At 70.8% G+C, this 24,693-nt stretch carries 23 protein-coding genes; 22 read left to right on the top strand and 1 reads right to left on the bottom strand.

The window, feature by feature from the left end:
- The first annotated feature begins 1 nt into the window (after position 1).
- The 9 genes from mltG (at position 2) to nusB (ending at position 9,031) form a co-directional block, all read left to right on the top strand.
- Entirely contained in the window at positions 2-1,813 is a 1,812-nt protein-coding gene (mltG, locus tag QA802_RS08705; protein WP_334519613.1) for an endolytic transglycosylase MltG, read from the top strand.
- On the top strand, positions 1,794-2,645 hold the full coding sequence (locus QA802_RS08700) for a shikimate dehydrogenase (protein ID WP_334519610.1): 852 nt from the start codon (positions 1,794-1,796) through the stop codon (positions 2,643-2,645). The genes mltG and QA802_RS08700 overlap by 20 nt, the downstream gene beginning before the upstream one ends.
- Before the next feature lie 274 nt (positions 2,646-2,919).
- The gene (aroC, locus tag QA802_RS08695) at positions 2,920-4,104 is read left to right on the top strand and encodes a chorismate synthase (RefSeq protein ID WP_319166043.1); all 1,185 of its coding nucleotides are present in this window, start codon (positions 2,920-2,922) and stop codon (positions 4,102-4,104) included.
- Entirely contained in the window at positions 4,101-4,616 is a 516-nt protein-coding gene (locus QA802_RS08690) for a shikimate kinase (RefSeq protein WP_334519606.1), read from the top strand. The genes aroC and QA802_RS08690 overlap by 4 nt, the downstream gene beginning before the upstream one ends.
- Positions 4,613-5,707, top strand: a complete 1,095-nt coding sequence (aroB, locus tag QA802_RS08685) for a 3-dehydroquinate synthase (RefSeq protein WP_334519603.1) — start codon at positions 4,613-4,615, stop codon at positions 5,705-5,707. The genes QA802_RS08690 and aroB overlap by 4 nt, the downstream gene beginning before the upstream one ends.
- A 195-nt stretch (positions 5,708-5,902) precedes the next feature.
- Positions 5,903-6,784: a Pro-rich N-terminal domain-containing protein gene (locus QA802_RS08680; protein WP_334519600.1), complete on the top strand. Its 882-nt coding sequence runs from the start codon at positions 5,903-5,905 to the stop codon at positions 6,782-6,784.
- Positions 6,785-6,874: 90 nt separating this feature from the next.
- Positions 6,875-7,981, top strand: a complete 1,107-nt coding sequence (locus QA802_RS08675) for an aminopeptidase P family protein (RefSeq protein ID WP_334519597.1) — start codon at positions 6,875-6,877, stop codon at positions 7,979-7,981.
- A 46-nt stretch (positions 7,982-8,027) separates the two neighbouring features.
- On the top strand, positions 8,028-8,594 hold the full coding sequence (gene efp / locus QA802_RS08670; RefSeq protein ID WP_020117452.1) for an elongation factor P: 567 nt from the start codon (positions 8,028-8,030) through the stop codon (positions 8,592-8,594).
- A 2-nt stretch (positions 8,595-8,596) separates the two neighbouring features.
- Complete coding sequence (nusB, locus tag QA802_RS08665; RefSeq protein ID WP_334519594.1) at positions 8,597-9,031, top strand: transcription antitermination factor NusB; 435 nt, start codon at positions 8,597-8,599, stop codon at positions 9,029-9,031.
- Between the two features lie 238 nt (positions 9,032-9,269).
- Here the strand turns inward: nusB and bldD are convergent, their stop codons facing one another.
- A complete protein-coding gene (bldD, locus tag QA802_RS08660) occupies positions 9,270-9,770 on the bottom strand; it encodes a transcriptional regulator BldD (RefSeq protein ID WP_057580339.1) in 501 nt (166 codons plus the stop codon).
- 240 nt (positions 9,771-10,010) lie between these two features.
- Between bldD and pyrR the strand changes: the two genes are divergently transcribed.
- The 13 genes from pyrR to metK all read left to right on the top strand — a co-directional run bounded on the left by pyrR (position 10,011) and on the right by metK (position 24,465).
- Complete coding sequence (pyrR, locus tag QA802_RS08655; protein WP_319166035.1) at positions 10,011-10,595, top strand: bifunctional pyr operon transcriptional regulator/uracil phosphoribosyltransferase PyrR; 585 nt, start codon at positions 10,011-10,013, stop codon at positions 10,593-10,595.
- 89 nt (positions 10,596-10,684) lie between these two features.
- Positions 10,685-11,665: an aspartate carbamoyltransferase catalytic subunit gene (locus QA802_RS08650; RefSeq protein WP_107445001.1), complete on the top strand. Its 981-nt coding sequence runs from the start codon at positions 10,685-10,687 to the stop codon at positions 11,663-11,665.
- A 4-nt stretch (positions 11,666-11,669) separates the two neighbouring features.
- On the top strand, positions 11,670-12,956 hold the full coding sequence (locus tag QA802_RS08645) for a dihydroorotase (protein WP_334519587.1): 1,287 nt from the start codon (positions 11,670-11,672) through the stop codon (positions 12,954-12,956).
- Positions 12,953-13,573 carry a PH-like domain-containing protein gene (locus QA802_RS08640; protein ID WP_334519584.1) on the top strand — a complete coding sequence of 207 codons (621 nt, stop codon included), beginning with the start codon at positions 12,953-12,955 and terminating at the stop codon, positions 13,571-13,573. Before QA802_RS08645 ends, QA802_RS08640 begins: the two co-directional genes overlap by 4 nt.
- Positions 13,570-14,712: a glutamine-hydrolyzing carbamoyl-phosphate synthase small subunit gene (carA, locus tag QA802_RS08635; protein WP_334519581.1), complete on the top strand. Its 1,143-nt coding sequence runs from the start codon at positions 13,570-13,572 to the stop codon at positions 14,710-14,712. The genes QA802_RS08640 and carA overlap by 4 nt, the downstream gene beginning before the upstream one ends.
- Positions 14,705-18,022, top strand: a complete 3,318-nt coding sequence (gene carB / locus QA802_RS08630; RefSeq protein ID WP_334519578.1) for a carbamoyl-phosphate synthase large subunit — start codon at positions 14,705-14,707, stop codon at positions 18,020-18,022. Before carA ends, carB begins: the two co-directional genes overlap by 8 nt.
- Before the next feature lie 100 nt (positions 18,023-18,122).
- The gene (locus tag QA802_RS08625) at positions 18,123-19,229 is read left to right on the top strand and encodes a quinone-dependent dihydroorotate dehydrogenase (protein WP_334519575.1); all 1,107 of its coding nucleotides are present in this window, start codon (positions 18,123-18,125) and stop codon (positions 19,227-19,229) included.
- A complete protein-coding gene (gene pyrF, locus QA802_RS08620) occupies positions 19,226-20,068 on the top strand; it encodes an orotidine-5'-phosphate decarboxylase (protein ID WP_334519572.1) in 843 nt (280 codons plus the stop codon). The genes QA802_RS08625 and pyrF overlap by 4 nt, the downstream gene beginning before the upstream one ends.
- A 323-nt stretch (positions 20,069-20,391) precedes the next feature.
- On the top strand, positions 20,392-20,715 hold the full coding sequence (locus QA802_RS08615; RefSeq protein ID WP_003977346.1) for an integration host factor: 324 nt from the start codon (positions 20,392-20,394) through the stop codon (positions 20,713-20,715).
- Between the two features lie 60 nt (positions 20,716-20,775).
- Positions 20,776-21,369 carry a guanylate kinase gene (gmk, locus tag QA802_RS08610; RefSeq protein ID WP_334519570.1) on the top strand — a complete coding sequence of 198 codons (594 nt, stop codon included), beginning with the start codon at positions 20,776-20,778 and terminating at the stop codon, positions 21,367-21,369.
- A gap of 51 nt (positions 21,370-21,420) precedes the next feature.
- Positions 21,421-21,693: a DNA-directed RNA polymerase subunit omega gene (gene rpoZ, locus QA802_RS08605; protein WP_003988945.1), complete on the top strand. Its 273-nt coding sequence runs from the start codon at positions 21,421-21,423 to the stop codon at positions 21,691-21,693.
- 122 nt (positions 21,694-21,815) lie between these two features.
- On the top strand, positions 21,816-23,018 hold the full coding sequence (gene coaBC, locus QA802_RS08600) for a bifunctional phosphopantothenoylcysteine decarboxylase/phosphopantothenate--cysteine ligase CoaBC (RefSeq protein WP_334519567.1): 1,203 nt from the start codon (positions 21,816-21,818) through the stop codon (positions 23,016-23,018).
- A 238-nt stretch (positions 23,019-23,256) separates the two neighbouring features.
- A complete protein-coding gene (gene metK / locus QA802_RS08595; protein ID WP_319166024.1) occupies positions 23,257-24,465 on the top strand; it encodes a methionine adenosyltransferase in 1,209 nt (402 codons plus the stop codon).
- Positions 24,466-24,693: the final 228 nt, after the last annotated feature.

The following is a 24,693-nucleotide window of genomic DNA, read 5'->3' as shown; positions in this document are numbered from 1 at the left end:
GATGACTGAGTATGGCCGGGGCCCCGGCTCCGAACCGTGGCATCCGGAGGACCCGTTGTACGGGGACGGCGGATGGGAAGGGCAGCAGTCCCACCCGGGCCATCAGCCTGCCTACGGCGGCCAGCAGCAGCACCCCCACTACCCGCAGGATCAGCAGGCGCAGCAGCAGGGGTACGGCGACTGGGACCAGGGACAGGCGCAGCAGTACGACCCGCAGTACCAGGGCTACCACCAGCAGCAGTACCCGGGCCAGGAGCAGCAGCAGTACCCGGGCCAGGAGCAGCAGCAGTACGTCCAGCAGAACCAGCAGCCCTACCACGAGGGGTACCAGGAGGGCGGCTGGGACGGCACGGGAACCCACGCCCACGTCCCGTACGCGGCCGACCCCGGCGATCCCTACGGCCAGCAGGCCGCGGCCTACGGCGCCCAGCAGCCCGACTTCTACGGCACCCCCGACGCGTACCCGCCGCCGGAGCCGCCCGCCCGGCGGCAGACCGCGTCGCAGTCGCAGTCACAGCCGCGGCAGGAGTCGGCGCCGGAACCGGAGCCCGAGAACACCGACTGGGATCCCGGTCCCGACCAGGGCGAGCACGCGTTCTTCGCGGGCGGCGCGGGCTCCGACGACGGGGACGACGGACCGGACGGTGACGAGCCGGAGGGGCGCGGCGACCGACGGGGACGCGGAGGGAAGGGCGCCAAGGGCGGCAAGGGGGCCAAAGGGGCCAAGGGCAAGAAGAGCCGTAACGGCGTCGCCTGTCTGGTCGTCGCCCTGGTGTTCACCGGTGGTCTCGCCGGCGTGACCTACCTCGGTTACCACTTCTACCAGAATCGTTACAGCGCGGCCCCGGACTTCGCGGGGGCGGGCACGGGTCAGAGCGTGAGCATCGAGGTGCCCAAGGGCTCCGGCGGTGCGGCCATCGGCCGTCTGCTGAAGGACGCCGGCGTGGTCAAGAGCGTCGATGCCTTCGTCTCGGCGGTGACCAACAATCCCGACGGTGCGAAAATCCAGGCCGGCGTGTACATCCTGAAGAAGGAGATGTCGGCGAAGAGCGCCGTCGCGATGATGCTCGACGGGGACAGCCAGGCCAACGTGCTGGTCAAACCCGGGCAGCGAAATATCGAAGTCTACAAAGTCATCGACAAGAAACTCGGCCTTTCCTCCGGGAGTACCAGGAAGGTCGCCGAGAAGGAGTACAAGACCCTCGGACTGCCCGCTTGGGCGAACTCGGACAGCGACATCAAGGATCCGCTGGAGGGCTTCCTCTTCCCGGGCACCTATCCCGCCGCCGAAGGCATGAAGCCGCAGGTGGTGTTGAAGTCGATGGTCGCCCGCGCCGACGAGGCGTACAAGACGTACGGCCTGGAGGCGAAGGCCGAGGCGCTCAAGCTGGACAATCCGCTCCAGGTCATCACGGTCGCGAGCCTCGTCCAGGCCGAGGGTAAAACCGTCGACGACTACCGCAAGATGGCGGAGGTCGTCTATAACCGTCTCGACCTTGCGAATCCCCAGACCTACGGTTTCCTGCAGTTCGACTCGACCTTCAACTATCTGAAGAGCGAGAGCAAGATCGATATCAGCGAGTCGGAGATCACCAAGAACAAGGATCCGTACAACACGTACACCAACAAGGGTCTGCCGCCCGGCCCGATCGGGAATCCCGGCGAGGTCGCGATCAAGGCGACGCTGAATCCGACCGCCGACGGCTGGTACTACTTCGTGGCGACCGACGGCGTGAGCAAGACCGAATTCGCCAAGACGCACCAAGAATTCCAGAAACTCAAGGACAAGTTCAATGCGAGAAAGGGCAACTGACGCCCGCCGGGCCGCGGTACTCGGCAGCCCCATCGCCCACTCCCTCTCCCCGGCGCTGCACCGCGCCGCGTACGAGGCCCTGGAGCTGACCGGCTGGACGTACGACCGCTTCGAGGTCGACGAGGAGGCCCTGCCCGCCTTCGTCGACGCACTCGGCGGCGAATGGGCCGGACTCTCGCTGACCATGCCGCTGAAACGCGCGGTCATCCCGCTGCTCGACGAGATCACCGAGACGGCGGCCTCCGTCGAGGCGGTCAACACGCTCGTCCTCACCGAGGACGGCCGCCGGGTCGGCGACAACACCGACATCCCCGGCATGGTCGCCGCGCTGCGCGAGCGCGGGGTAGAGCAGGCCGACTCGGCCGCGATCCTCGGGGCGGGCGCCACCGCGTCCTCCGCGCTGGCCGCCCTGTCCAGGGTCTGCACCGGCGAGATCGTCGCCTACGTCCGCAGCGAGGCCCGTGCCGCCGAGATGCGGCAGTGGGGCGCACGGCTCGACGTCGACGTCCGGATCGCCGACTGGACGGACGCCGCCGACGCCCTGCGCTTCCCGCTGGTCGTCGCGACCACCCCGGCCGGGGCCACCGACGCCCTGGCGGCCTCGGTGCCCGAACGCCCGGCCACCCTGTTCGACGTGCTCTACGACCCCTGGCCGACCGAGCTTGCCGCCCGCTGGTCCATGTTCGGCGGCGCCGTCGTCAGCGGCCTCGACCTGCTCGTGCACCAGGCGGTGCTCCAGGTGGAGCAGATGACCGGCCGGGCCCCGGCACCCGTGGAGGCCATGCGCACGGCCGGCGAGCACGCGCTGAGCGCCCGGCCGCCGTCCCCCTGACAGCGGGAGCGTCACGGGCCCGGACCGCAGGGACCCGGCGAGCCGGGTGTCCATGCCGTCCCGTGTCCGGCTCGGAGCGATCGGAGCGCTCCGAACACTTGGGGCCGCCGCGACACCGTCCCGTCCGGTTGGTGGACCGACGGCCGGGTCCGGCTCCCGGACGTGGGAGGATCGAAGACGGCGGGCCAGGGCCGCGCACCCGGTCACGCCGACGACGTACGCGACGTACGCGCGTGCGCAGAGCAGTACCGGGCGCGAGCACTGAGGAGCATCGTTGAGCAGGCTGCGTTGGCTGACCGCGGGAGAGTCCCACGGTCCCGCACTTGTCGCGACGCTGGAGGGCCTTCCCGCCGGCGTGCCGATCACCACGGAGATGGTCGCCGACCACCTCGCGCGGCGGCGGCTCGGCTATGGGCGCGGTGCGCGCATGAAGTTCGAGCGCGACGAGGTCACCTTCCTCGGCGGTGTCCGGCACGGCCTGACCATGGGCTCCCCGGTCGCCGTCATGGTGGGCAACACGGAGTGGCCGAAGTGGGAGCAGGTCATGGCGGCCGACCCGGTCGACCCGCAGGTGCTGGCCGGCCTCGCCCGCAACGCCCCGCTCACCCGGCCGCGCCCCGGCCACGCCGACCTCGCCGGCATGCAGAAGTACGGCTTCGACGAGGCCCGGCCGATCCTGGAGCGCGCCTCCGCGCGGGAGACGGCCGCCCGGGTCGCGCTCGGCGCGGTCGCCCGCTCCTACCTCAAGGAGACGGCCGGCATCGAGATCGTCAGCCACGTCGTCGAGCTGGCCGCCGCGAAGGCGCCCTACGGCGTGTACCCGACCCCCGCCGACGTCGAGAAGCTGGACGCGGACCCCGTGCGCTGCCTGGACGCCGACGCCTCGAAGGCGATGGTCGCGGAGATCGACCAGGCCCACAAGGACGGCGACACCCTCGGCGGCGTCGTCGAGGTGCTGGCGTACGACGTCCCGGTCGGCCTCGGTTCGCACGTGCACTGGGACCGCCGGCTGGACGCCCGGCTCGCCGCCGCGCTGATGGGCATCCAGGCGATCAAGGGCGTCGAGGTCGGCGACGGCTTCGACCTCGCGCGCGTGCCCGGCTCCAAGGCGCACGACGAGATCCTCGCCACCGGCGAGGGGATCAGGCGCGCCTCCGGCCGCTCCGGCGGCACCGAGGGCGGGCTGACCACCGGCGAGCTGCTGCGCGTGCGCGCGGCCATGAAGCCGATCGCAACCGTGCCGCGCGCCCTGCAGACGGTGGACGTCGCCACGGGCGAGGCCACCCAGGCGCATCACCAGCGCTCCGACGTGTGCGCGGTCCCGGCCGCCGGCATCGTCGCCGAGGCGATGGTCGCGCTGGTACTGGCGGACGCGGTGGCGGAGAAGTTCGGCGGCGACAGCGTCCCCGAGACCCGCCGCAACGTGCGGTCGTACCTCGACAACCTGCACATCCGATGAGCGGGCCGCTGGTCGTCCTGGTCGGTCCGATGGGCGTCGGCAAGTCCACCGTCGGGCAGCTGCTCGCCGATCGGCTCGGCGTCGGCTACCGGGACACCGACGACGACATCGTCGCCGAGCAGGACCGCAGCATCGCGGAGATCTTCGTCGACGAGGGCGAGGAGGCGTTTCGCGCGGTCGAGAAGCGGGCCGTGCGGCGCGCGCTCGGCGAGCACGACGGCGTCCTCGCGCTCGGCGGCGGCGCGATCCTGGACGCCGACACCCGCGGCCTGCTGGCCGGGCGGCGCGTGGTCTACCTGGCCATGGACGTCGAGGAAGCCGTCAAGCGCACCGGGCTGGGCGTGGCCCGTCCTCTGCTCGCCGTGAACCCGCGCAAGCAGTGGCGCGAGCTGATGGACGCCCGCCGTCCCCTCTACGAGGGCGTCGCCACGGCGGTGGTCCCGACGGACGGCCGTACACCCGAAGAGGTCGCCCAAGCAGCCCTGGACGCTTTGGAGTTGAAGGAAGCATGAGCAGCGAGTCCGTGACGCGGATCCGGATCGGCGGCAGCGCCGGGTCGGATCCCTACGAAGTGCTGGTCGGCCGTCAGCTGCTGGGCGAGCTCGGCGGGTTGATCGGCGACCGCGTCAAGCGGGTCGCCGTCATCCACCCCGAGGCGCTCGCCGAGACCGGGGACGCGCTCCGCGCCGACCTGGCCGAGCAGGGCTTCGAGGCCGTCGCCATCCAGGTGCCCAACGCGGAGGAGGCCAAGACCGCCGAGGTCGCCGCCTACTGCTGGAAGGCGCTCGGCCAGTCCGGGTTCACCCGCACCGACGTCGTCGTGGGCGTCGGCGGCGGCGCGACCACCGACCTCGCCGGGTTCGTCGCCGCGACCTGGCTGCGCGGGGTGCGCTGGATCGCCGTCCCGACGACCGTGCTCGCCATGGTCGACGCGGCCGTCGGCGGCAAGACCGGCATCAACACCACCGAGGGCAAGAACCTCGTCGGCTCCTTCCACCCGCCGGCCGGCGTGCTGTGCGACCTGGCCGCGCTGGACTCCCTCCCGGTCAACGACTACGTCTCGGGACTGGCCGAGATCATCAAGGCAGGCTTCATCGCCGACCCGGTGATCCTGGACCTGATCGAGTCCGACCCCGAGGCCGCCCGCACCCCGCAGGGCCCGCACACCGCCGAGCTCATCGAGCGGTCCATCAGGGTCAAGGCGGACGTCGTCTCCTCCGACCTGAAGGAGTCCGGACTGCGGGAGATCCTCAACTACGGACACACCCTCGCGCACGCCATCGAGAAGAACGAGCGCTACAAGTGGCGCCACGGCGCGGCCGTCTCGGTGGGCATGCACTTCGCCGCCGAACTGGGCCGGCTCGCGGGCCGGCTGGACGACGCCACGGCCGACCGGCACCGCACCGTCCTCAAGTCGGTGGGTCTCCCGCTGCACTACCGCCACGACCAGTGGGCCAAGCTGCTGGAGAACATGAAGGTCGACAAGAAGTCCCGCGGCGACCTGCTGCGCTTCATCGTCCTGGACGGCCTGGCCAAGCCGACCGTCCTCGAGGGTCCCGACCCGGCCGTCCTGCTCGCCGCGTACGGCGAGGTCGGCGAGTAGGACCACGGACGACGCGACGGCGCGTTCCCCGTACCGGTCTCTCCCGCCCGATTCGCTTTCCGCACCGGGCACTTCGGACCGCCCCCGGCCGTTCACCGATCGACGGTCGAGGGCGGTACCGTTCAGTAGCGAAGAGGGGGCCGACGAGCCCCCACAGCCAGCGCCCATTGCCTGTACGAGACGGAGTGGCACCGGATGCAGCACGCAGTGGGTTCTCCGCTGCCGCCGCCCCACCAGCCGGGGCACGGTCCGGCCGTCGGCTGGTCGCCGGCCGCACATCACCCGGGCCCGCACCAGCCCGGCAGCACCCCCCTGCCGCAGCCGGGTCACCTCGGAGCCCCCTCGGGCCCGGTCCCGCCGGCCCCACAGCCGCCGGTGCCGCCCGTGCCGCACCCGCCCGCCCCGCAACACGCACCGGCCCCGCCGGGCCCCGACGTCACCGGGCATGTGCCGCTCCCCCCGGGCGGCCCGTTCCCCGTGCCCAGCGCGCCGCCCGCCCCGATCGTCCCCGACCCGGCGGCGACCACCCTCGCGGTGCTGCTGATCGGCCCGGCCGGCGCCGGCAAGACCAGCGTCGCCAAGTTCTGGGCCGGTCACCGCCGGGTGCCGACCGCCCACGTCAGCCTCGACGACGTGCGGGAATGGGTCCGCTCGGGTTTCGCCGACCCGCAGTCCGGGTGGAACGACCACTCCGAGGCCCAGTACCGCCTGGCCCGCCGCACCTGCGGCTTCGCCGCCCGCAACTTCCTGGCCAACGGCATCTCGTGCATCCTGGACGACGCGATCTTCCCCGACCGGCCGGCCGTCGGCCTCGGCGGCTGGAAACGGCATGTGGGCCCGGGCCTGCTGCCCGTCGTCCTGCTGCCCGGACTGGAAGTCGTTCTGGAGCGCAACGCCGAGCGTTCCGGCAACCGCCGCCTCAGCGACGAGGAGGTGGCCCGCATCCACGGCCGCATGGCCGGCTGGTACGGCTCCGGCCTCCCGATCATCGACAACTCCCAGCTGGACGTCCCCACCACGGCGCGGGTCCTGGACGACGTCCTGGCGCGGGCGATCGCCAGCCCCCCGACCTGGTAGCGGACCGGGCCGAACACCGCTGAGGGGCGTCCCGTCCCCCGAACGCCTCTCCAACCGGCGCGATCCGGCCGACGCTCCTAGGCTCGACTCATGTCAGAGGTCTACGCGTCCCGCCGAACCCGCCTGCGCGAGCGCTGCAACGCGGCCGGAAGCGCGGCTGCGCTCGTCTCCCGCCCGGCCAACGTGAGGTATCTCGCGGGCGCCGCCCCGCAGGGCGCCGTCCTGCTGCTGGGCCGCCTCGAGGACCTCCTCGTCTGCCCCGGACCGCCCGAGGACCGCCCGGGCGAGGGCCGGCCGGACGACGCACTGCGCGTCCACTGCCTGCCCCACGCCGGCGGCGATCCGGCGGTCGCCGCCGCCGACCTGCTCACCGCCCAGGGCGGCGACTCGCTGGCGATCGAGGAACATCACCTGACGATGGTCCGCCACCGCGAACTGCGGTCCGTGGCACCCCGGCTGCGCCTGGCCGACCTGGGCTGCGCGGTCGAACAGCTCAGAGTGGTGAAGGACGAGGAGGAGATCTCCTGTCTGCGGATCGGCGCCGAGATCGCCGACCAAGCGCTGGGGGAGCTGCTGGAGTCGATCCTGGTCGGACGCACCGAGCGACACCTCGCCCTCGAACTGGAACGGCGCCTCGTCGACCACGGCGCCGACGGCCCGGCCTTCACCACCTCCGTCGCCACCGGCCCGAACTCCGGGCGCCGCGGCCACCGGCCCACCGACCGGCGCGTCGAGGAGGGCGACTTCCTCTCCGTCTGCCTGGGCGCGGCCTACCGCGGCTACCGTTGCGAGATCGGCCGCACCTTCGTGATCGGCACATCTCCCGCCGACTGGCAGATCGCGCTGTACGACCTCGTCTTCGCCGCTCAACGGGCCGGACGCGAGTCCCTGGCACCGGGTGTGGCCTGCCGGGACGTGGACCGGGCGGCCCGCCAGATCCTGGACTCCGCGGGGTACGCCGAAGGCCTTCCGGCGCTCACCGGGCACGGGGTCGGACTGGAAATCGAAGAGGACCCGCAGTTGAGCCCCGCGGCCATGGGTAAACTGGACGCTTGCGTGCCGGTCACCGTCGAACCCGGGGTACACCTCCCGGGCCGGGGCGGCGTCCGGATCGATGACACGCTCGTCGTGCGCCCCGAGGCGGACGGCGGACCCGAGCTACTCACCATCACGACCAAGGAGCTGCTCGCGCTGTAGGAGTGCGTGCCCCGGGGTCGTCGTCAGTCCAGGAGATTCCGCAACCGTGGCTTCCACGAACGACCTCAAGAACGGCCTGGTGCTCAAGCTGGAAGGCGGGCAGCTCTGGTCCGTCGTCGAGTTCCAGCACGTCAAGCCCGGCAAGGGCCCCGCTTTCGTGCGCACCAAGCTCAAGAACGTGCTTTCCGGCAAGGTCGTCGACAAGACGTTCAACGCCGGCGTCAAGGTCGAGACCGCCACTGTCGACAAGCGCGACATGCAGTTCTCGTACATGGACGGCGAGTACTTCGTCTTCATGGACATGGAGACCTACGACCAGCTCATGGTCGACCGCAAGGCCGTCGGTGACGCGGCCAACTTCCTGATCGAGGGCTTCACGGCCACCGTCGCGCAGCACGAGGGCGAGGTGCTCTTCGTGGAGCTGCCGGCCGCCGTCGAGCTCGTGGTGCAGGAGACCGAGCCGGGCCTGCAGGGCGACCGCTCCACCGGCGGCACCAAGCCCGCCACCCTGGAGACCGGTCACCAGATCCAGGTCCCGCTCTTCATCACCACCGGTGAGAAGATCAAGGTCGACACCCGCACCAGCGACTACCTCGGCCGGGTGAACAGCTAACCGTGGCTGCCCGCAACACGGCCCGCAAGCGTGCCTTCCAGATCCTCTTCGAGGGCGACCAGCGCGGAGTCGACGTCCTGACGGTCCTCGCGGACTGGATCCGGCTCTCCCGGGCCGACACCCGGCAGCCGCCGGTCAGCGAGTACACCATGCAGCTGGTCGAGGGCTATGCGCAGCACGCGCGGCGCATCGACGAGCTGATCGCCCAGTACGCGGTCGGGTGGACGCTCGACCGGATGCCGGTCGTCGACCGCAATCTCCTGCGGCTCGGCGCGTACGAGCTCATCTGGGCCGACGAGACCCCGGACGCGGTCGTCCTCGACGAGATGGTGCAGCTGGCGAAGGAGTTCTCCACGGACGAGTCGCCCTCGTTCGTCAACGGTCTGCTCGGCAGACTGAAGGAGCTCAAGCCGTCGCTGCGCCGGACCGGCGAGTAGGTCCGCGGGGAGAGCCGGCGAACCGCGGGCCCCGCGGGCCCCACGGGCCTGTGGTTCGCCTGTGGCTCGTCGCGCAGCCTTCCGCGCCCCCCTCCGGGGCGCGGACACGCCGGAAGGCCCACAGCGCAGGCTGTGGGCCTTCCGGCGTTGTACCGAAAGCCGGGGGTGGCCGGAACCAACGGGTTCCGGCCACCCCCGGCGGCACGTTTCTGCAGAGCTCGGCGGGGCCGCGGGGGCCTCAGGCCTCCTCGTGGGCGACCGCGCGCCTCGCGTCCGCGTCCAGCACACCCCAGTTGATCAGCTGCTCGGTCAGGACCGAGGGCGACTGGTCGTAGATGACGGCGAGGGTGCGCAGGTCGTCCTGGCGGATCGACAGCACCTTGCCGTTGTAGTCGCCGCGCTGGGACTGGATCGTGGCGGCGTACCGCTGCAGCGGGCCGGCCTTCTCGACCGGCACGTGGGCCAGCCGCTCCAGGTCCAGGACCAGCTTCGGCGGGGGCTCGGCCGCCCCGCCCGGCGTGGTGCCCGGCAGCAGTTCCTGCACGGGAACGCCGTAGAAATCCGCCAGCTCGGCGAGACGCTGCACGGTCACGGCACGGTCGCCGCGCTCGTACGAACCGACCACGACCGCCTTCCAGCGTCCCTGGGACTTCTCCTCGACACCGTGGAGGGAAAGGCCCTGCTGGGTGCGGATGGCCCGGAGCTTGGCCCCGAGCTGCTTGGCGTATTCGCTGGACATATAGCTCCCGGCAATGGGTCGACGCGGCGCGAACCGCGTGCTGGTAACTCACTGTGAGGTTACGCAGCGTGATTCTTCTGCGTCAAGCCGAATGGTCCACACCGACGCTTCCGTGGTATCGATGGCCGATTGGGCCAAGGGGGTGATCAGGGGCGCCCTGCGGGCCTGGTACCGTGGATGGCGCAAATCCGACGTCCTTTAAGGTCCGTCCCGTGAGGCGGAGAAGGAGGTCCGTTTCATATGGACAAGCAGGACACCCAGCAGGATCCCCGGCAAGCCGATGCCCGGCCCGTACTCGAGGGCCCCGACATCGCGCGCGTGCTGACCCGCATCGCCCACGAGATCGTCGAACGCGCCAAGGGCGCCGACGACGTGGTACTGCTCGGCATTCCGACCCGCGGCGTCTTCCTCGCCCAGCGGCTCGCCGCAAAGCTCGAGCAGATCACCGACCGCAAGGTTCCGGTCGGCTCCCTCGACATCACGATGTACCGCGACGACCTGCGCATGCATCCGCCGCGTGCGCTGGCCCGCACCGAGATCCCCGGTGACGGCCTGGACGGCAGGCTGGTCGTCCTCGTCGACGACGTGCTCTTCTCCGGCCGCACCATCCGCGCCGCCCTCGACGCCCTGAACGACCTCGGGCGCCCGCGCGCGGTGCAGCTCGCGGTCCTCGTCGACCGCGGCCACCGGGAACTGCCCATCCGCGCCGACTACGTCGGCAAGAACCTCCCCACGTCGTTGCGGGAGACGGTCAAGGTCCAGCTCGCCGAGGAGGACGGTCGCGACACCGTGCTGCTCGGTGTGAAGCAGACCGCCCAGCAGTAGCACGCGCGCGTGCGGCCCCGTCGCCGCGCAGCCGTGCCCCTGTACGCCCGTGACCTCCCATGTCTGAACTGCCTTACGGAGCCTGACAGATGCAGCGTCATCTCATCTCGGCCGCCGACCTCACCCGCGACGACGCCGTCCTGATCCTCGACACCGCCGAGGAGATGGCCCGGGTCGCCGACCGGCCCATCAAGAAACTGCCGACCCTGCGCGGCCGCACCATCGTCAACCTCTTCTTCGAGGACTCCACGCGCACGCGTATCTCCTTCGAGGCAGCCGAGAAGCGCCTCTCCGCGGACGTCATCAACTTCTCCGCCAAGGGGTCGAGCGTCTCCAAGGGCGAGTCCCTGAAGGACACCGCGCAGACTCTGGAGGCCATGGGCGTCGACGCGGTCGTCATCCGGCACGGCGCCTCGGGGGCGCCCTACCGTCTGGCCACGTCCGGCTGGATCGACGCGGTCGTCGTCAACGCCGGCGACGGCACCCACCAGCACCCGACCCAGGCCCTGCTGGACGCCTTCACCATGCGCCGCCGGCTGGTCGGCCGGGACGCCGGGATCGGCCAGGACCTCTCCGGCAGGCGCATCACGATCGTGGGCGACGTGCTGCACAGCCGGGTCGCCCGCTCCAACGTCGACCTGCTGCACACGCTCGGCGCCGAGGTCACCCTCGTCGCCCCGCCCACCCTGGTGCCGGTCGGCATCGAGACCTGGCCCTGCGAGGTGTCGTACGACCTCGACAGCACCCTTCCCAAGTCCGACGCGGTGATGATGCTGCGCGTGCAGCGCGAGCGGATGAACGCCGCGTTCTTCCCGACGGAGCGCGAGTACTCGCGGCGCTACGGCCTCGACGGCGACCGGATGGCGCGGATGCCCGAGCACGCCATCGTGATGCACCCCGGCCCGATGGTCCGCGGCATGGAGATCACCGCCGAGGTCGCCGACTCCGAGCGCTGCACCGTCGTCGAACAGGTCGCCAACGGCGTGTCCATCCGGATGGCCGTCCTCTACCTGCTCCTGGGCGGCAACGAACCCGCCGTCAGCCACGCCCGTACCACCGAGGAGAAGTAAGCACATGAGCAAGATCCTGATCCGTGGTGCGAAGGTGCTCGGCGGCGAGCCGCAGGACGTCCTGATCGACGGCGCGGTCATCGAGGCCATGGGCGCGGGGCTGTCCGCCGAGGGCGCCGAGGTCGTGGAGGCCGCGGGCAAGGTGCTGCTGCCGGGCCTGGTCGACCTGCACACCCATCTGCGCGAGCCGGGCCGTGAGGACTCCGAGACGGTGCTGACGGGTACCCGCGCGGCCGCTTCCGGCGGCTACACGGCCGTCTTCGCCATGGCCAACACCTTCCCGGTCGCCGACACCGCCGGCGTCGTCGAGCAGGTCTACCGGCTCGGGCAGGAGCACGGCTACTGCGACGTGCAGCCCATCGGCGCCGTCACCGTAGGCCTGGAGGGCAGGAAGCTCGCCGAGCTCGGCGCCATGCACGAGTCCGCCGCCGGCGTCACCGTCTTCTCCGACGACGGCAAGTGCGTCGACGACGCGGTGATCATGCGCCGGGCCCTGGAGTACGTGAAGGCCTTCGGCGGGGTCGTCGCCCAGCACGCGCAGGAGCCGCGGCTGACCGAGGGCGCCCAGATGAACGAGGGCGTCGTCTCCGCCGAGCTGGGGCTCGGGGGCTGGCCCGCGGTGGCCGAGGAGTCGATCATCGCCCGGGACGTCCTGCTCGCCGAGCACGTCGGCTCCCGGGTCCACATCTGCCACCTCTCCACCGCCGGGTCGGTCGAGATCGTCCGCTGGGCCAAGTCCCGCGGCATCGACGTCACCGCCGAGGTCACCCCGCACCACCTGCTGCTCACCGACGAGCTGGTGCGCAGCTACAACCCGGTCTACAAGGTCAACCCGCCGCTGCGCACCGAGCGGGACGTGCACGCCCTGCGCGAGGCGCTCGCCGACGGCACCATCGACATCGTCGCCACCGATCACGCCCCGCACCCGCACGAGGACAAGGACTGCGAGTGGGCCGCCGCCGCCATGGGCATGGTCGGCCTGGAGACCGCGCTGTCGGTGGTCCAGGAGACGATGGTGGAGACGGGCCTGCTGGACTGGGCCGGGGTCGCGAGCCGGATGTCGTTCAAGCCCGCCCTGATCGGGCGGGCCACGGGGCACGGGCGCCCCGTCTCGGCAGGTGAGCCCGCCAACCTCACGCTCGTCGACACGGAATACCGTGGGTCCGTGGACCCCGCGGGCTTCGCCTCGCGCAGCCGGAACACCCCGTACGAGGGTCGTGAGCTGCCGGGCCGTGTCACGCACACGTGGCTCCGGGGCAAGGCCACGCTCGTCGACGGGAAGCTCACGTGACATCTGCACTACTGCTCGCGGCCGAGAAGGAATCGGCCCAAGTGACCGACTGGGCCGCCCGGGCCGGCTGGGTGGTCGGCCTCGGACTGTTCGTCGCGCTCGTGTACTGGCTGATGCGCGAGGGCTGGAAGTGGCGCGGCACGCTCCAGGGCGACCTGCCCGAGCTGCCCGTCCGCCCGTCTTCCACCACCACCCTCGACGGAGGCGGCGAGCCGCTGCTGCCCGCAATGCCGGACGGGCCCGGTCCGGTGAGACTGAGCATGAGCGGCCGCTACCACGGCTCCACCACCGCCGGACAGTGGCTCGACCGCATCGTGGCGCACGGCCTCGGCACCCGCAGCCGGGTCGAGCTCACCCTGACGGACGCGGGACTCGACGTCGTGCGCCCCGGCGCGACCGACTTCTTCATCCCGGCCGACGCGCTGCGCGAGGCCCTGCTCGGCAAGGGCATCGCCGGCAAGGTCCTCACCGAGGGCGGACTGCTGGTGGTGACCTGGGCGCACGGCGACCGGCTGATCGACTCAGGCTTCCGCTCGGATCACGCGGCCGAGCACACCGCATGGGTCGACGCCGTCAACTCCATGATCAAGAACGACACGACGGAAGGCGCACGATGACGACCTCCACCAGGGGAGCCGCCAAGGCTCCCGCCGTACTCGTCCTGGAGGACGGCCGCATCTTCCGCGGCCGCGCCTACGGGGCCGTGGGGGAGACCTTCGGCGAAGCGGTGTTCTCCACCGGCATGACCGGCTACCAGGAGACCCTGACCGACCCTTCGTACGACCGCCAGATCGTCGTCGCGACCGCGCCGCAGATCGGCAACACCGGCTGGAACGACGAGGACGACGAGTCCGGCCGCATCTGGGTCTCCGGCTACGTCGTGCGCGACCCCGCGCGCGTGCCCTCCAACTGGCGCGCCAGGCGCTCCCTGGACGACGAGCTCGTCGCCCAGGGGATCGTCGGGATCTGCGGCATCGACACCCGGGCCCTCACCCGCCACCTGCGCGAGGGCGGCTCGATGCGGGCCGGAGTCTTCTCGGGCGAGGCCATCGCCCCGGACGCCGAGCTCCTCGCGCGCGTGCAGGCCCAGCCGCACATGAAGGGCGCGAGCCTGTACGAGGAGGTCGCCACCAAGGAGGCCTACGTGGTGCCCGCGGTCGGCGAGAAGCGGTTCACCGTGGCCGCCATCGACCTCGGCATCAAGGGCATGACCCCGCACCGCATGGCCGAGCGCGGCATCGAGGTGCACGTGCTGCCCGCGACGGCCTCGGTGGACGACGTGTACGCCGTCGACCCCGACGGCGTGTTCTTCTCCAACGGCCCGGGCGACCCGGCCACCGCCGACGGCCCCGTCTCGCTGATGACCGAGGTGCTTCAGCGCAGGACGCCGCTGTTCGGCATCTGCTTCGGCAACCAGATCCTCGGCCGCGCCCTCGGCTTCGGCACCTACAAGCTGAAGTACGGCCACCGCGGCATCAACCAGCCGGTCCAGGACCGTACGACCGGCAAGGTCGAGGTCACCGCGCACAATCACGGCTTCGCCGTGGACGCGCCGCTCGACAAGGTCAGCGAGACGAAGTTCGGCCGCGCCGAGGTCTCGCACGTCTGCCTCAACGACGACGTCGTGGAGGGGCTGCAACTGCTCGACCAGCCGGCCTTCTCCGTCCAGTACCACCCCGAAGCGGCAGCGGGCCCGCACGACGCCGCCTACCTGTTCGACCGCTTCGTATCCCTGATGGAGGGCCAGCGTGCCTAAGCGCACCGATATCCAGTCCGTCCTGGTCATCGGCTCCGGCCCGATCGTCATCGGCCAGGCCGCCGAGTTCGACTACTCCGGCACCCAGGCGTGCCGCATCCTGCGCGCCGAGGGCCTCAGGGTGATCCTGGTCAACTCCAACCCGGCGACGATCATGACCGACCCGGAGATCGCCGACGCCACCTACGTCGAGCCGATCACCCCGGAGTTCGTCGAGAAGATCATCGCCAAGGAGCGCCCCGACGCCCTGCTGCCGACGCTCGGCGGCCAGACCGCCCTGAACACCGCGATCTCCATGCACGAACAGGGTGTGCTGGAGAAGTACGGGGTCGAGCTGATCGGCGCCAACGTCGAGGCGATCAACAAGGGCGAGGACCGCGACCTCTTCAAGGGCGTCGTCGAAGCCGTCCGCGCGAAGATCGGCCACGGCGAGTCCGCCCGGTCCGTGATCTGCCACTCCATGGACGACGTCATCGCGGGCGTCGAGACCCTCGGCGGCTACCCCGTCGTCGTCCGCCCCTCCTTCACCATGGGCGGCGCCGGCTCCGGTTTCGCCCACGACGAGGAGGAGCTGCGCCGCATCGCCGGTCAGGGCCTCACTCTCTCGCCGACCACCGAGGTGCTCCTGGAGGAGTCCATCCTCGGCTGGAAGGAGTACGAGCTGGAGCTGATGCGCGACAAGCACGACAACGTCGTGGTCGTCTGCTCCATCGAGAACTTCGACCCCATGGGCGTGCACACCGGCGACTCGATCACCGTGGCCCCCGCGATGACGCTGACCGACCGCGAGTACCAGGTGCTGCGCGACGTCGGCATCGCGATCATCCGCGAGGTCGGCGTGGACACCGGCGGCTGCAACATCCAGTTCGCGGTGAACCCCGAGGACGGCCGTGTCATCGTCATCGAGATGAACCCGCGCGTGTCGCGCTCGTCCGCCCTGGCTTCGAAGGCGACCGGATTCCCGATCGCGAAGATCGCGGCCAAGCTCGCCGTCGGCTACACCCTCGACGAGATCCCCAACGACATCACGCAGGAGACCCCGGCCTCCTTCGAGCCGACGCTCGACTACGTGGTCGTCAAGGCCCCGCGCTTCGCCTTCGAGAAGTTCCCGTCCGCCGACTCCACGCTCACCACCACCATGAAGTCGGTCGGCGAGGCCATGGCCATCGGCCGCAACTTCACCGAGGCCTTGCAGAAGGCGCTGCGCTCACTGGAGAAGAAGGGCAGCCAGTTCACCTTCGTCGGCGAGCCCGGCTCCGCCGGGGACAAGGAGGAGCTGCTGCGGGAGGCCGTCCGGCCCACCGACGGCCGGATCAACACCGTCATGCAGGCGATCCGCGCGGGCGCGACCGCTGAAGAGGTCTTCGAGTTCACGAAGATCGACCCCTGGTTCGTCGACCAGCTCTTCCTCATCAAGGAGACGGCCGACGAGCTGGCCGCGGCCGACCGCCTGGACGCCGACCTGCTTTCCGAGGCCAAGCGGCACGGCTTCTCCGACCAGCAGATCGCCGAGATCCGCGGGCTGCGCGAGGACGTCGTGCGCGAGGTCCGGCACGCCCTGGGCGTCCGCCCCGTCTACAAGACGGTCGACACCTGCGCCGCCGAGTTCGCCGCGAAGACCCCGTACTTCTACTCCTCCTACGACGAGGAGAACGAGGTCGCGCCCCGCGAGAAGCCCGCGGTGATCATCCTGGGCTCCGGCCCGAACCGTATCGGCCAGGGCATCGAGTTCGACTACTCCTGCGTCCACGCCTCCTTCGCGCTCTCCGACGCCGGGTACGAGACCGTGATGGTCAACTGCAACCCGGAGACCGTCTCCACCGACTACGACACCTCCGACCGCCTGTACTTCGAGCCCCTGACGCTCGAGGACGTGCTGGAGATCGTCCACGCGGAGGCACAGGCCGGTCCGATCGCCGGCGTCGTCGTGCAGCTCGGCGGCCAGACCCCGCTGGGGCTCGCACAGGCCCTCAAGGACAACGGCGTGCCGATCGTCGGCACCCCTCCGGAGGCCATCCACGCGGCCGAGGACCGGGGCGCCTTCGGGCGCGTGCTCGCCGAGGCCGGTCTGCCGGCTCCCAAGCACGGCACCGCCACCACCTTCACCGAGGCCAAGGCCATCGCCGACGAGATCGGCTACCCGGTCCTCGTGCGGCCCTCGTACGTCCTCGGCGGCCGCGGCATGGAGATCGTCTACGACGAGACCCGGCTGTCCTCCTACATCGCCGAGTCGACCGAGATCAGCCCCACCCGGCCGGTCCTCGTCGACCGTTTCCTCGACGACGCCATCGAGATCGACGTCGACGCGCTCTACGACGGCGAGGAGCTGTATCTCGGCGGTGTGATGGAGCACATCGAGGAGGCCGGCATCCACTCCGGCGACTCGGCGTGCGCCCTGCCCCCCATCACCCTGGGCGGCTTCGACATCAAGCGCCTGCGGGCCTCCACCGAGGCGATCGCCAAGGGCGTCGGCGTGCGCGGACTGATCAACATCCAGTTCGCGATGGCCGGCGACATCCTCTACGTCCTCGAGGCCAACCCGCGCGCATCGCGCACGGTCCCCTTCACCTCGAAGGCGACGGCGGTGCCGCTGGCGAAGGCCGCCGCCCGCATCTCGCTCGGCGCGACCATCGCCGAGCTGCGCGCCGAGGGCCTGCTCCCGGCGACCGGCGACGGCGGCGAGCTCCCGCTCGACGCGCCGATCTCCGTCAAGGAGGCCGTGATGCCGTGGACCCGGTTCCGGGACACCTCCGGCCGCGGCGTCGACACCGTCCTCGGTCCGGAGATGCGCTCCACCGGCGAGGTCATGGGCATCGACTCCGTCTTCGGCACGGCGTACGCCAAGTCGCAGGCGGCCGCGTACGGCCCGCTGCCCACCAAGGGTCGCGCGTTCATCTCGGTCGCCAACCGGGACAAGCGCTCGATGATCTTCCCCGCGCGCGAACTGGTCGCTCACGGCTTCGAACTGCTCGCCACCTCCGGCACGGCCGAGGTCCTCAAGCGCAACGGCATCAACGCCACGGTGGTGCGCAAGCAGTCCGAGGGCACCGGCCCGGGCGGCGAGAAGACGATCGTCCAGCACATCCACGACGGCGACGTCGACCTCATCGTGAACACCCCGTACGGCACCGGCGGCCGTCTCGACGGCTACGAGATCCGGACGGCGGCGGTGGCGAGGTCCGTGCCGTGCCTGACGACGGTGCAGGCGCTCGCCGCCGCAGTCCAGGGCATCGACGCCCTCAACCGCGGGGACGTGGGCGTCCGCTCGCTCCAGGAACACGCGGAACATCTGACCGCGGCCCGCGACTAGCAGCTGAAGAGGGGGACACCGGAAACGGTGTCCCCCTCTTCATGAGGCCCCCCGGTACGAGGCCCACGCTCCACGAGGCTCTCCGAAGGACACCTGAGACATGTACAAGCTCTTCTTCCGTCTGGTCTTCACCCGGATGGACCCCGAGAACGCCCACCACCTGGCCTTCCGCTGGATCCGTCTCGCCGCGCGCGTGCCGGTGCTGCGCACGTTCCTCGCCGCGGCGCTGGCGCCCCGCTTCCGGGAGCTGCGCACGGAGGCCTTCGGGCTGCGCATGCACGGCCCGTTCGGGCTCGCGGCCGGCTTCGACAAGAACGCCGTCGCGATCGACGGGATGTCGATGCTGGGCTTCGACCACGTCGAGATCGGCACGGTCACCGGCGAGGCGCAGCCCGGCAACCCCAGGAAGCGGCTGTTCCGGCTCGTGCGGGACCGGGGGCTCATCAACCGGATGGGCTTCAACAACGACGGCTCGCTGGCCGTAGCCGCGCGCCTGGCCTCCCGTACGCCCGTCTTCAAGCCCGTCGTCGGCGTCAACATCGGCAAGACCAAGGCCGTACCGGAGGAGAAGGCCGTCGCGGACTACGTGAAGTCGGCCGAGCGCCTCGCTCCGTACGCCGACTACCTGGTCGTCAACGTGTCCTCGCCCAACACGCCGGGGCTGCGGAACCTCCAGGCCACCGAGGCGCTGCGGCCGCTGCTGACCGCCGTCCGCGAGGCCGCCGACCGTGCGGTCGCCACGCGCCGTGTCCCGCTGCTGGTGAAGATCGCCCCGGACCTCGCCGACGAGGACGTCGACGCGGTCGCCGACCTGGCAGTGGAACTCGGCCTGGACGGGATCATCGCCACGAACACCACCATCGCCCGCGAGGGCCTCGGCCTGACGTCGGAGCCCTCCCTGGTCGAGGAGACCGGCGGACTGTCCGGAGCGCCCGTCAAGGCCCGCTCCCTGGAGGTGCTGCGGCGTCTCTACGCGCGCGTGGGCGACCGCGTGACCCTGGTCGGCGTCGGCGGCGTCGAGAACGCCGAGGACGCCTGGCAGCGCATCCTGGCCGGCGCGACCCTGGTGCAGGGATACAGCGCCTTCGTCTACGAGGGGCCCTTCTGGGGCCGCGCCATCCACAAGGGTCTCGCCGCCCGCCTGCGGACGAGCCCCTACGCCACTCTCGCCGACGCGGTCGGCGCCGACGTGAGGAAGACGGCATGACCATGGAACCCTTCGGCGCGCGCCTGCGGCAGGCCATGGACGAACGCGGTCCGCTGTGCGTCGGCATCGACCCGCACGCCTCCCTGCTCGCCGAGTGGGGCCTGAACGACGACGTCGCCGGTCTGGAGCGGTTCAGCCGCACGGTCGTCGAGGCGACGGCCGACCGGGTCGCCCTGCTGAAGCCGCAGAGCGCCTTCTTCGAGCGGTTCGGCTCGCGCGGGGTGGCCGTCCTGGAGAAGACGGTGCAGGAGGCGCGGGCGGCGGGCGCCCTGGTCGTGATGGACGCCAAGCGCGGCGACATCGGCTCGACCATGGCCGCGTACGCCGAGGCGTTCCTGCACAAGGACGCTCCGCTGTTCTCCGACGCCCTCACCGTCTCCCCGTATCTCGGCTACGGATCGCTGTCGCCGGCGGTGGCGCTGGCCCGGGAGAGCGGCGCCGGACTGTTCGTGCTGGCGCTGACCTCCAACCCGGAGGGCGGCGAGGTCCAGCACGCGGTGCGGGCCGACGGGCGCGACGTGGGCGCGACGATGCTGGCGCACCTGGCCGCCGAGAACGTCGGGGAGGAACCCCTGGGCTCCTTCGGCGCGGTCGTCGGGGCCACGCTGGGCGACCTCTCCACGTACGACCTGGACGTCAACGGTCCGCTGCTCGCGCCCGGCGTCGGCGCCCAGGGGGCGACGCCGGCCGATCTTCCCCGGGTCTTCGGGTCCGCGGTGCGCAACGTCGTCCCGAACGTGAGCCGGGGCGTGTTGCGTCGTGGTCCCGGCATCGTCGCTCTGCGTGACGCGGTGGAGCGGTTCGCGTTCGAGGTCCGGACCGCCGTGGCCGCCGCCTGACCTCCGCCCGACCGCTGCCGGCTCCCCTTCCGGTCGCCGTTCGAGGGGTGTCGGCCGCCCGACCGGGGGTTCGGTGGGGCGGCTCGGGGGCGACTTGAGTCTGGATACATCCTCAAATCCGGGGCAGTTTGTCTCAAATGTCCGGCCCTGTGGAGGCTGACCAGGACTTTTCCTCTGTTCTCGCTGACTCTGGCGGAGTTGGCCGCTAGTCTCCGACGGAGAGTGAACGGGCAGCGCGTGTTGCTCGTATCTCACCAGGTGTGGGGCCACTAGGTTCCTCACCGGTCCGTATCCGACAGTTCGACATCCGAGGTGACGTAGGCGTGGCTCTTCCGCCCCTTACCCCCGAACAGCGCGCAGCCGCGCTCGAAAAGGCCGCCGCGGCTCGCCGGGAGCGGGCCGAGGTCAAGAATCGACTGAAGCACTCCGGCGCCTCCCTTCATGAGGTCATCAAGCAGGGTCAGGAAAACGACGTCATCGGCAAGATGAAGGTCTCCGCCCTCCTGGAGTCGCTCCCGGGCGTGGGCAAAGTCCGCGCCAAGCAGATCATGGAGCGGCTCGGCATCTCCGAGAGTCGCCGCGTGCGCGGCCTCGGCTCCAACCAGATCGCTTCCCTGGAGCGTGAGTTCGGCAGCACCGGCTCCTGATCCCAGGGTCCTGCCGGAAGGGAGTCCCGGGCACTCCGGGATTGCTGGAATAATCGCTGCATGGCAGTAAACCTCCGGGGGACGACCCCCGAACCCCCGGACGCACGTCCGCGGCTGACCGTGCTCTCCGGCCCCTCAGGGGTCGGCAAGAGCACGGTCGTCGCGCATATGCGCAAGGAACACCCCGAGGTCTGGCTCTCGGTGTCGGCGACGACCCGCAAGCCCCGGCCCGGCGAACGGCACGGCGTCCACTACTTCTTCGTCACCGACGACGAGATGGACAAGCTGATCGCCAACGGCGAGCTGCTGGAGTGGGCCGAGTTCGCCGGCAACCGCTATGGAACTCCGCGCGCCGCCGTGCTGGAGCGCCTGGAGTCGGGCGAGCCGGTGCTCCTGGAGATCGACCTCCAGGGCGCGCGGCAGGTCCGCGAGTCCATGGCCGAGGCCCGGCTGGTGTTCCTGGCCCCTCCCTCCTGGGACGAGCTGGTGCGCAGGCTCACCGGGCGGGGCACCGAACCGCCCGAGGTGATCGAGCGCCGCCTGGATGCGGCGAAGATCGAACTCGCGGCCGAGCCGGAGTTCGACGTGACCCTGGTCAACACCTCCGTCGAGGACGTGGCGCGCGAGCTGCTAGCCTTGATGGATGTTGTGTGATCACGAATCTGTGATCATGACCTATTTTTCCCATCCATCGGAAGGTAGAGCGTGTCCTCTTCCATCTCCGCGCCCGAGGGCATCATCAACCCGCCGATCGACGAGCTCCTCGAGGCCACCGACTCGAAGTACAGCCTCGTGATCTACGCGGCCAAGCGGGCGCGCCAGATCAACGCGTACTACTCGCAGCTCGGCGAGGGCCTCCTCGAGTACGTCGGTCCGCTCGTCGACACCCACGTCCACGAGAAGCCGCTGTCGATCGCCCTCCGCGAGATCAACGCCGGTCTGCTGACGTCCGAGGCCGTCGAGGGCCCTGCGCAGTAGTATTTTCGGCTCACCGTGGGTTTTTCCCCAGGCCCGGCAGCGCGACTGCCGGGCCTGTGGTGTGTGATGGACCCGTACGCCGGGAGCCGCGGCGTACGCACGCCGAGGTCCGGGGAGAAACGGTGGACAAGCCGAAGGTCGTTCTGGGGGTCAGCGGCGGCATCGCCGCGTACAAGACCTGCGAGCTGCTGCGCAGACTGACGGAGTCGGGCCATGACGTGCGGGTCGTGCCCACCGCCTCCGCGCTGCACTTCGTCGGCGCCGCCACCTGGTCCGCCCTCTCCGGCCACCCCGTCTCCACGGAGGTCTGGGACGACGTCCACGAGGTGCCGCACGTCCGCATCGGCCAGCACGCCGACCTGGTGGTCGTCGCCCCCGCCACGGCGGACGTGCTCGCCAAGGCCGCGCACGGCCTCGCCGACGACCTCCTCACCAACACCCTCCTCACCGCCCGCTGCCCGGTCGTCTTCGCGCCCGCGATGCACACCGAGATGTGGGAGCACCCGGCCACCCAGGAGAACGTGGCGACCCTGCGCCGCCGGGGCGCCCTCGTGATCGAGCCGGCAGTCGGACGCCTCACCGGCGTCGACACCGGCAAGGGCCGGCTGCCCGACCCGGCAGAGATCTTCGAGGTCTGCCGCCGGGTGCTGGCCCGAGGGGTGCAGGAGCCCGATCTGGCCGGCCGGCACGTCGTGATCAGCGCCGGCGGCACCCGCGAGCCCCTCGACCCGGTCCGCTTCCTCGGCAACCGCTCCTCCGGCAAGCAGGGATACGCCCTGGCCCGCACCGCCGCCGCTCGCGGCGCCCGCGTCACGCTCATAGCGGCCAACGCCCATCTGGCCGATCCCGCGGGGGTCGACGTGGTCCCGGTCGGCACGGCCGTGCAGCTGCGGGAGGCGGTCCTGAAGGCCGCGGCCGACGCCGACGCGGTCGTCATGGCCGCCGCGGTGGCCGACTTCCGGCCGCAGAACTACGCGGCCGGCAAGATCAAGAAGAAGGACGGTCAGGAGCCCGACCCCGTCGTCCTGGTGCGAAATCCGGACATCCTCGCGGAGCTGTCCGCCGACCGGGCGCGCCCCAACCAGGTGGTTGTCGGCTTCGCCGCCGAGACCGACGACGTCCTGGCGAACGGCCGGACGAAGCTGCGGCGCAAAGGCTGCGACCTGCTCGTGGTGAACGAGGTGGGGGAGCGCAGGACGTTCGGCTCCGAGGAGAACGAGGCCGTCGTGCTGGGGGCCGACGGCAGTGAAACCCCCGTGGCCCACGGGCCGAAGGAGGCCCTGGCCGACATCGTGTGGGACCTGGTGGCACAGCGCCTGAGCTGACCGTCCGGCGCGTTCGCGGTCACGTCCGGCCCGGCCGGATTCGGCTACGCGTCCCCTGGCCAAGGGCGGCGGGCATTCGGCAGAATGCCGTGTCGCAGGTCACAGCGCTCCCGAGAGGCGAGACGGATGGACCCGTGGCGGGGCAGGACCGATAAACTGTTCTCGGACGACGCCGGGCGCAGCTCCTGTCGCGTCCGCCAATGATCAGCCAGCAGCCGCTGCAACCCCAGGGAGCGTTGTGTCCCGTCGCCTGTTCACTTCGGAGTCTGTGACCGAGGGTCACCCCGACAAGATCGCTGACCAGATCAGCGACACCATCCTCGACGCCCTGCTGCGTGAGGACCCGGCCTCCCGGGTCGCCGTCGAGACCCTGATCACGACCGGTCTGGTGCACGTGGCCGGCGAGGTCACCACCAAGGCCTACGCGCCGATCCCCCAGCTCGTGCGCGACAAGATCCTCGAGATCGGATACGACTCCTCCAAGAAGGGCTTCGACGGCGCCTCCTGCGGCGTCTCGGTGTCCATCGGCGCGCAGTCCGCGGACATCGCCCAGGGCGTCGACACGGCGTACGAGACCCGCGTCGAAGGCGACGAGGACGAGCTGGACCGCCAGGGCGCCGGCGACCAGGGCCTGATGTTCGGCTACGCCTCCGACGAGACGCCGACCCTGATGCCGCTGCCGATCTTCCTCGCCCACCGCCTGTCGAAGCGCCTGTCGGACGTACGCAAGAACGGGACCATCCCCTACCTGCGCCCCGACGGCAAGACCCAGGTCACCATCGAGTACGACGGTGACAAGGCGGTCCGTCTGGACACCGTCGTCGTCTCCTCGCAGCACGCGTCCGACATCGACCTGGACTCGCTGCTGGCCCCCGACATCCGCGAGTTCGTCGTGGAGCCGGAGCTGAAGGCGCTCCTCGACGAGGGCATCAAGCTCGACACCGAGAACTACCGCCTGCTGGTGAACCCCACCGGACGCTTCGAGATCGGCGGCCCGATGGGCGACGCCGGCCTCACCGGCCGCAAGATCATCATCGACACCTACGGCGGCTTCGCCCGCCACGGCGGCGGCGCCTTCTCCGGCAAGGACCCGTCCAAGGTCGACCGCTCGGCCGCGTACGCGATGCGCTGGGTCGCGAAGAACGTGGTCGCGGCGGGTCTCGCGGCCCGCTGCGAGGTCCAGGTCGCCTACGCGATCGGCAAGGCCGAGCCGGTCGGCCTGTTCGTCGAGACCTTCGGCACGGCGAAGATCGACGTCGAGAAGATCGAGAAGGCCATCGACGACGTCTTCGACCTCCGTCCGGCCGCGATCATCCGCGATCTCGACCTGCTGCGCCCGATCTACGCCCAGACCGCCGCGTACGGCCACTTCGGCCGTGAGCTGCCCGACTTCACCTGGGAGCGCACGGACCGCGTCGACGCGCTGCGTGAGGCCGCCGGTCTGTAGCACTCGGTCGCACCAGCGACCCGCGAGGCCCGGCTCTCCTGTGGAGCGCCGGGCCTCGACGCGTCCCGGGAGACGGCGTCAGAGGCGGAAAACGGCTCGCGGCCGGGGCCGGGGTCTCCCCAGGCTGGTGATCTTCCGGTGCGAAGGCCACGGCTACCGGCTTTGGGCGTGCGGTGAAACCGGGCAGGACCTGTGCTGCGGCCGGCTTGACCTCGGGAGGGCGACTTC

Origin of the sequence: Streptomyces sp. B21-105 (assembly GCF_036898465.1) — a bacterium.
Lineage (GTDB): Bacteria > Actinomycetota > Actinomycetes > Streptomycetales > Streptomycetaceae > Streptomyces.
Note: the sequence above shows the minus strand (reverse complement) of the source record. Positions and strands in the feature narration are given on the sequence as shown.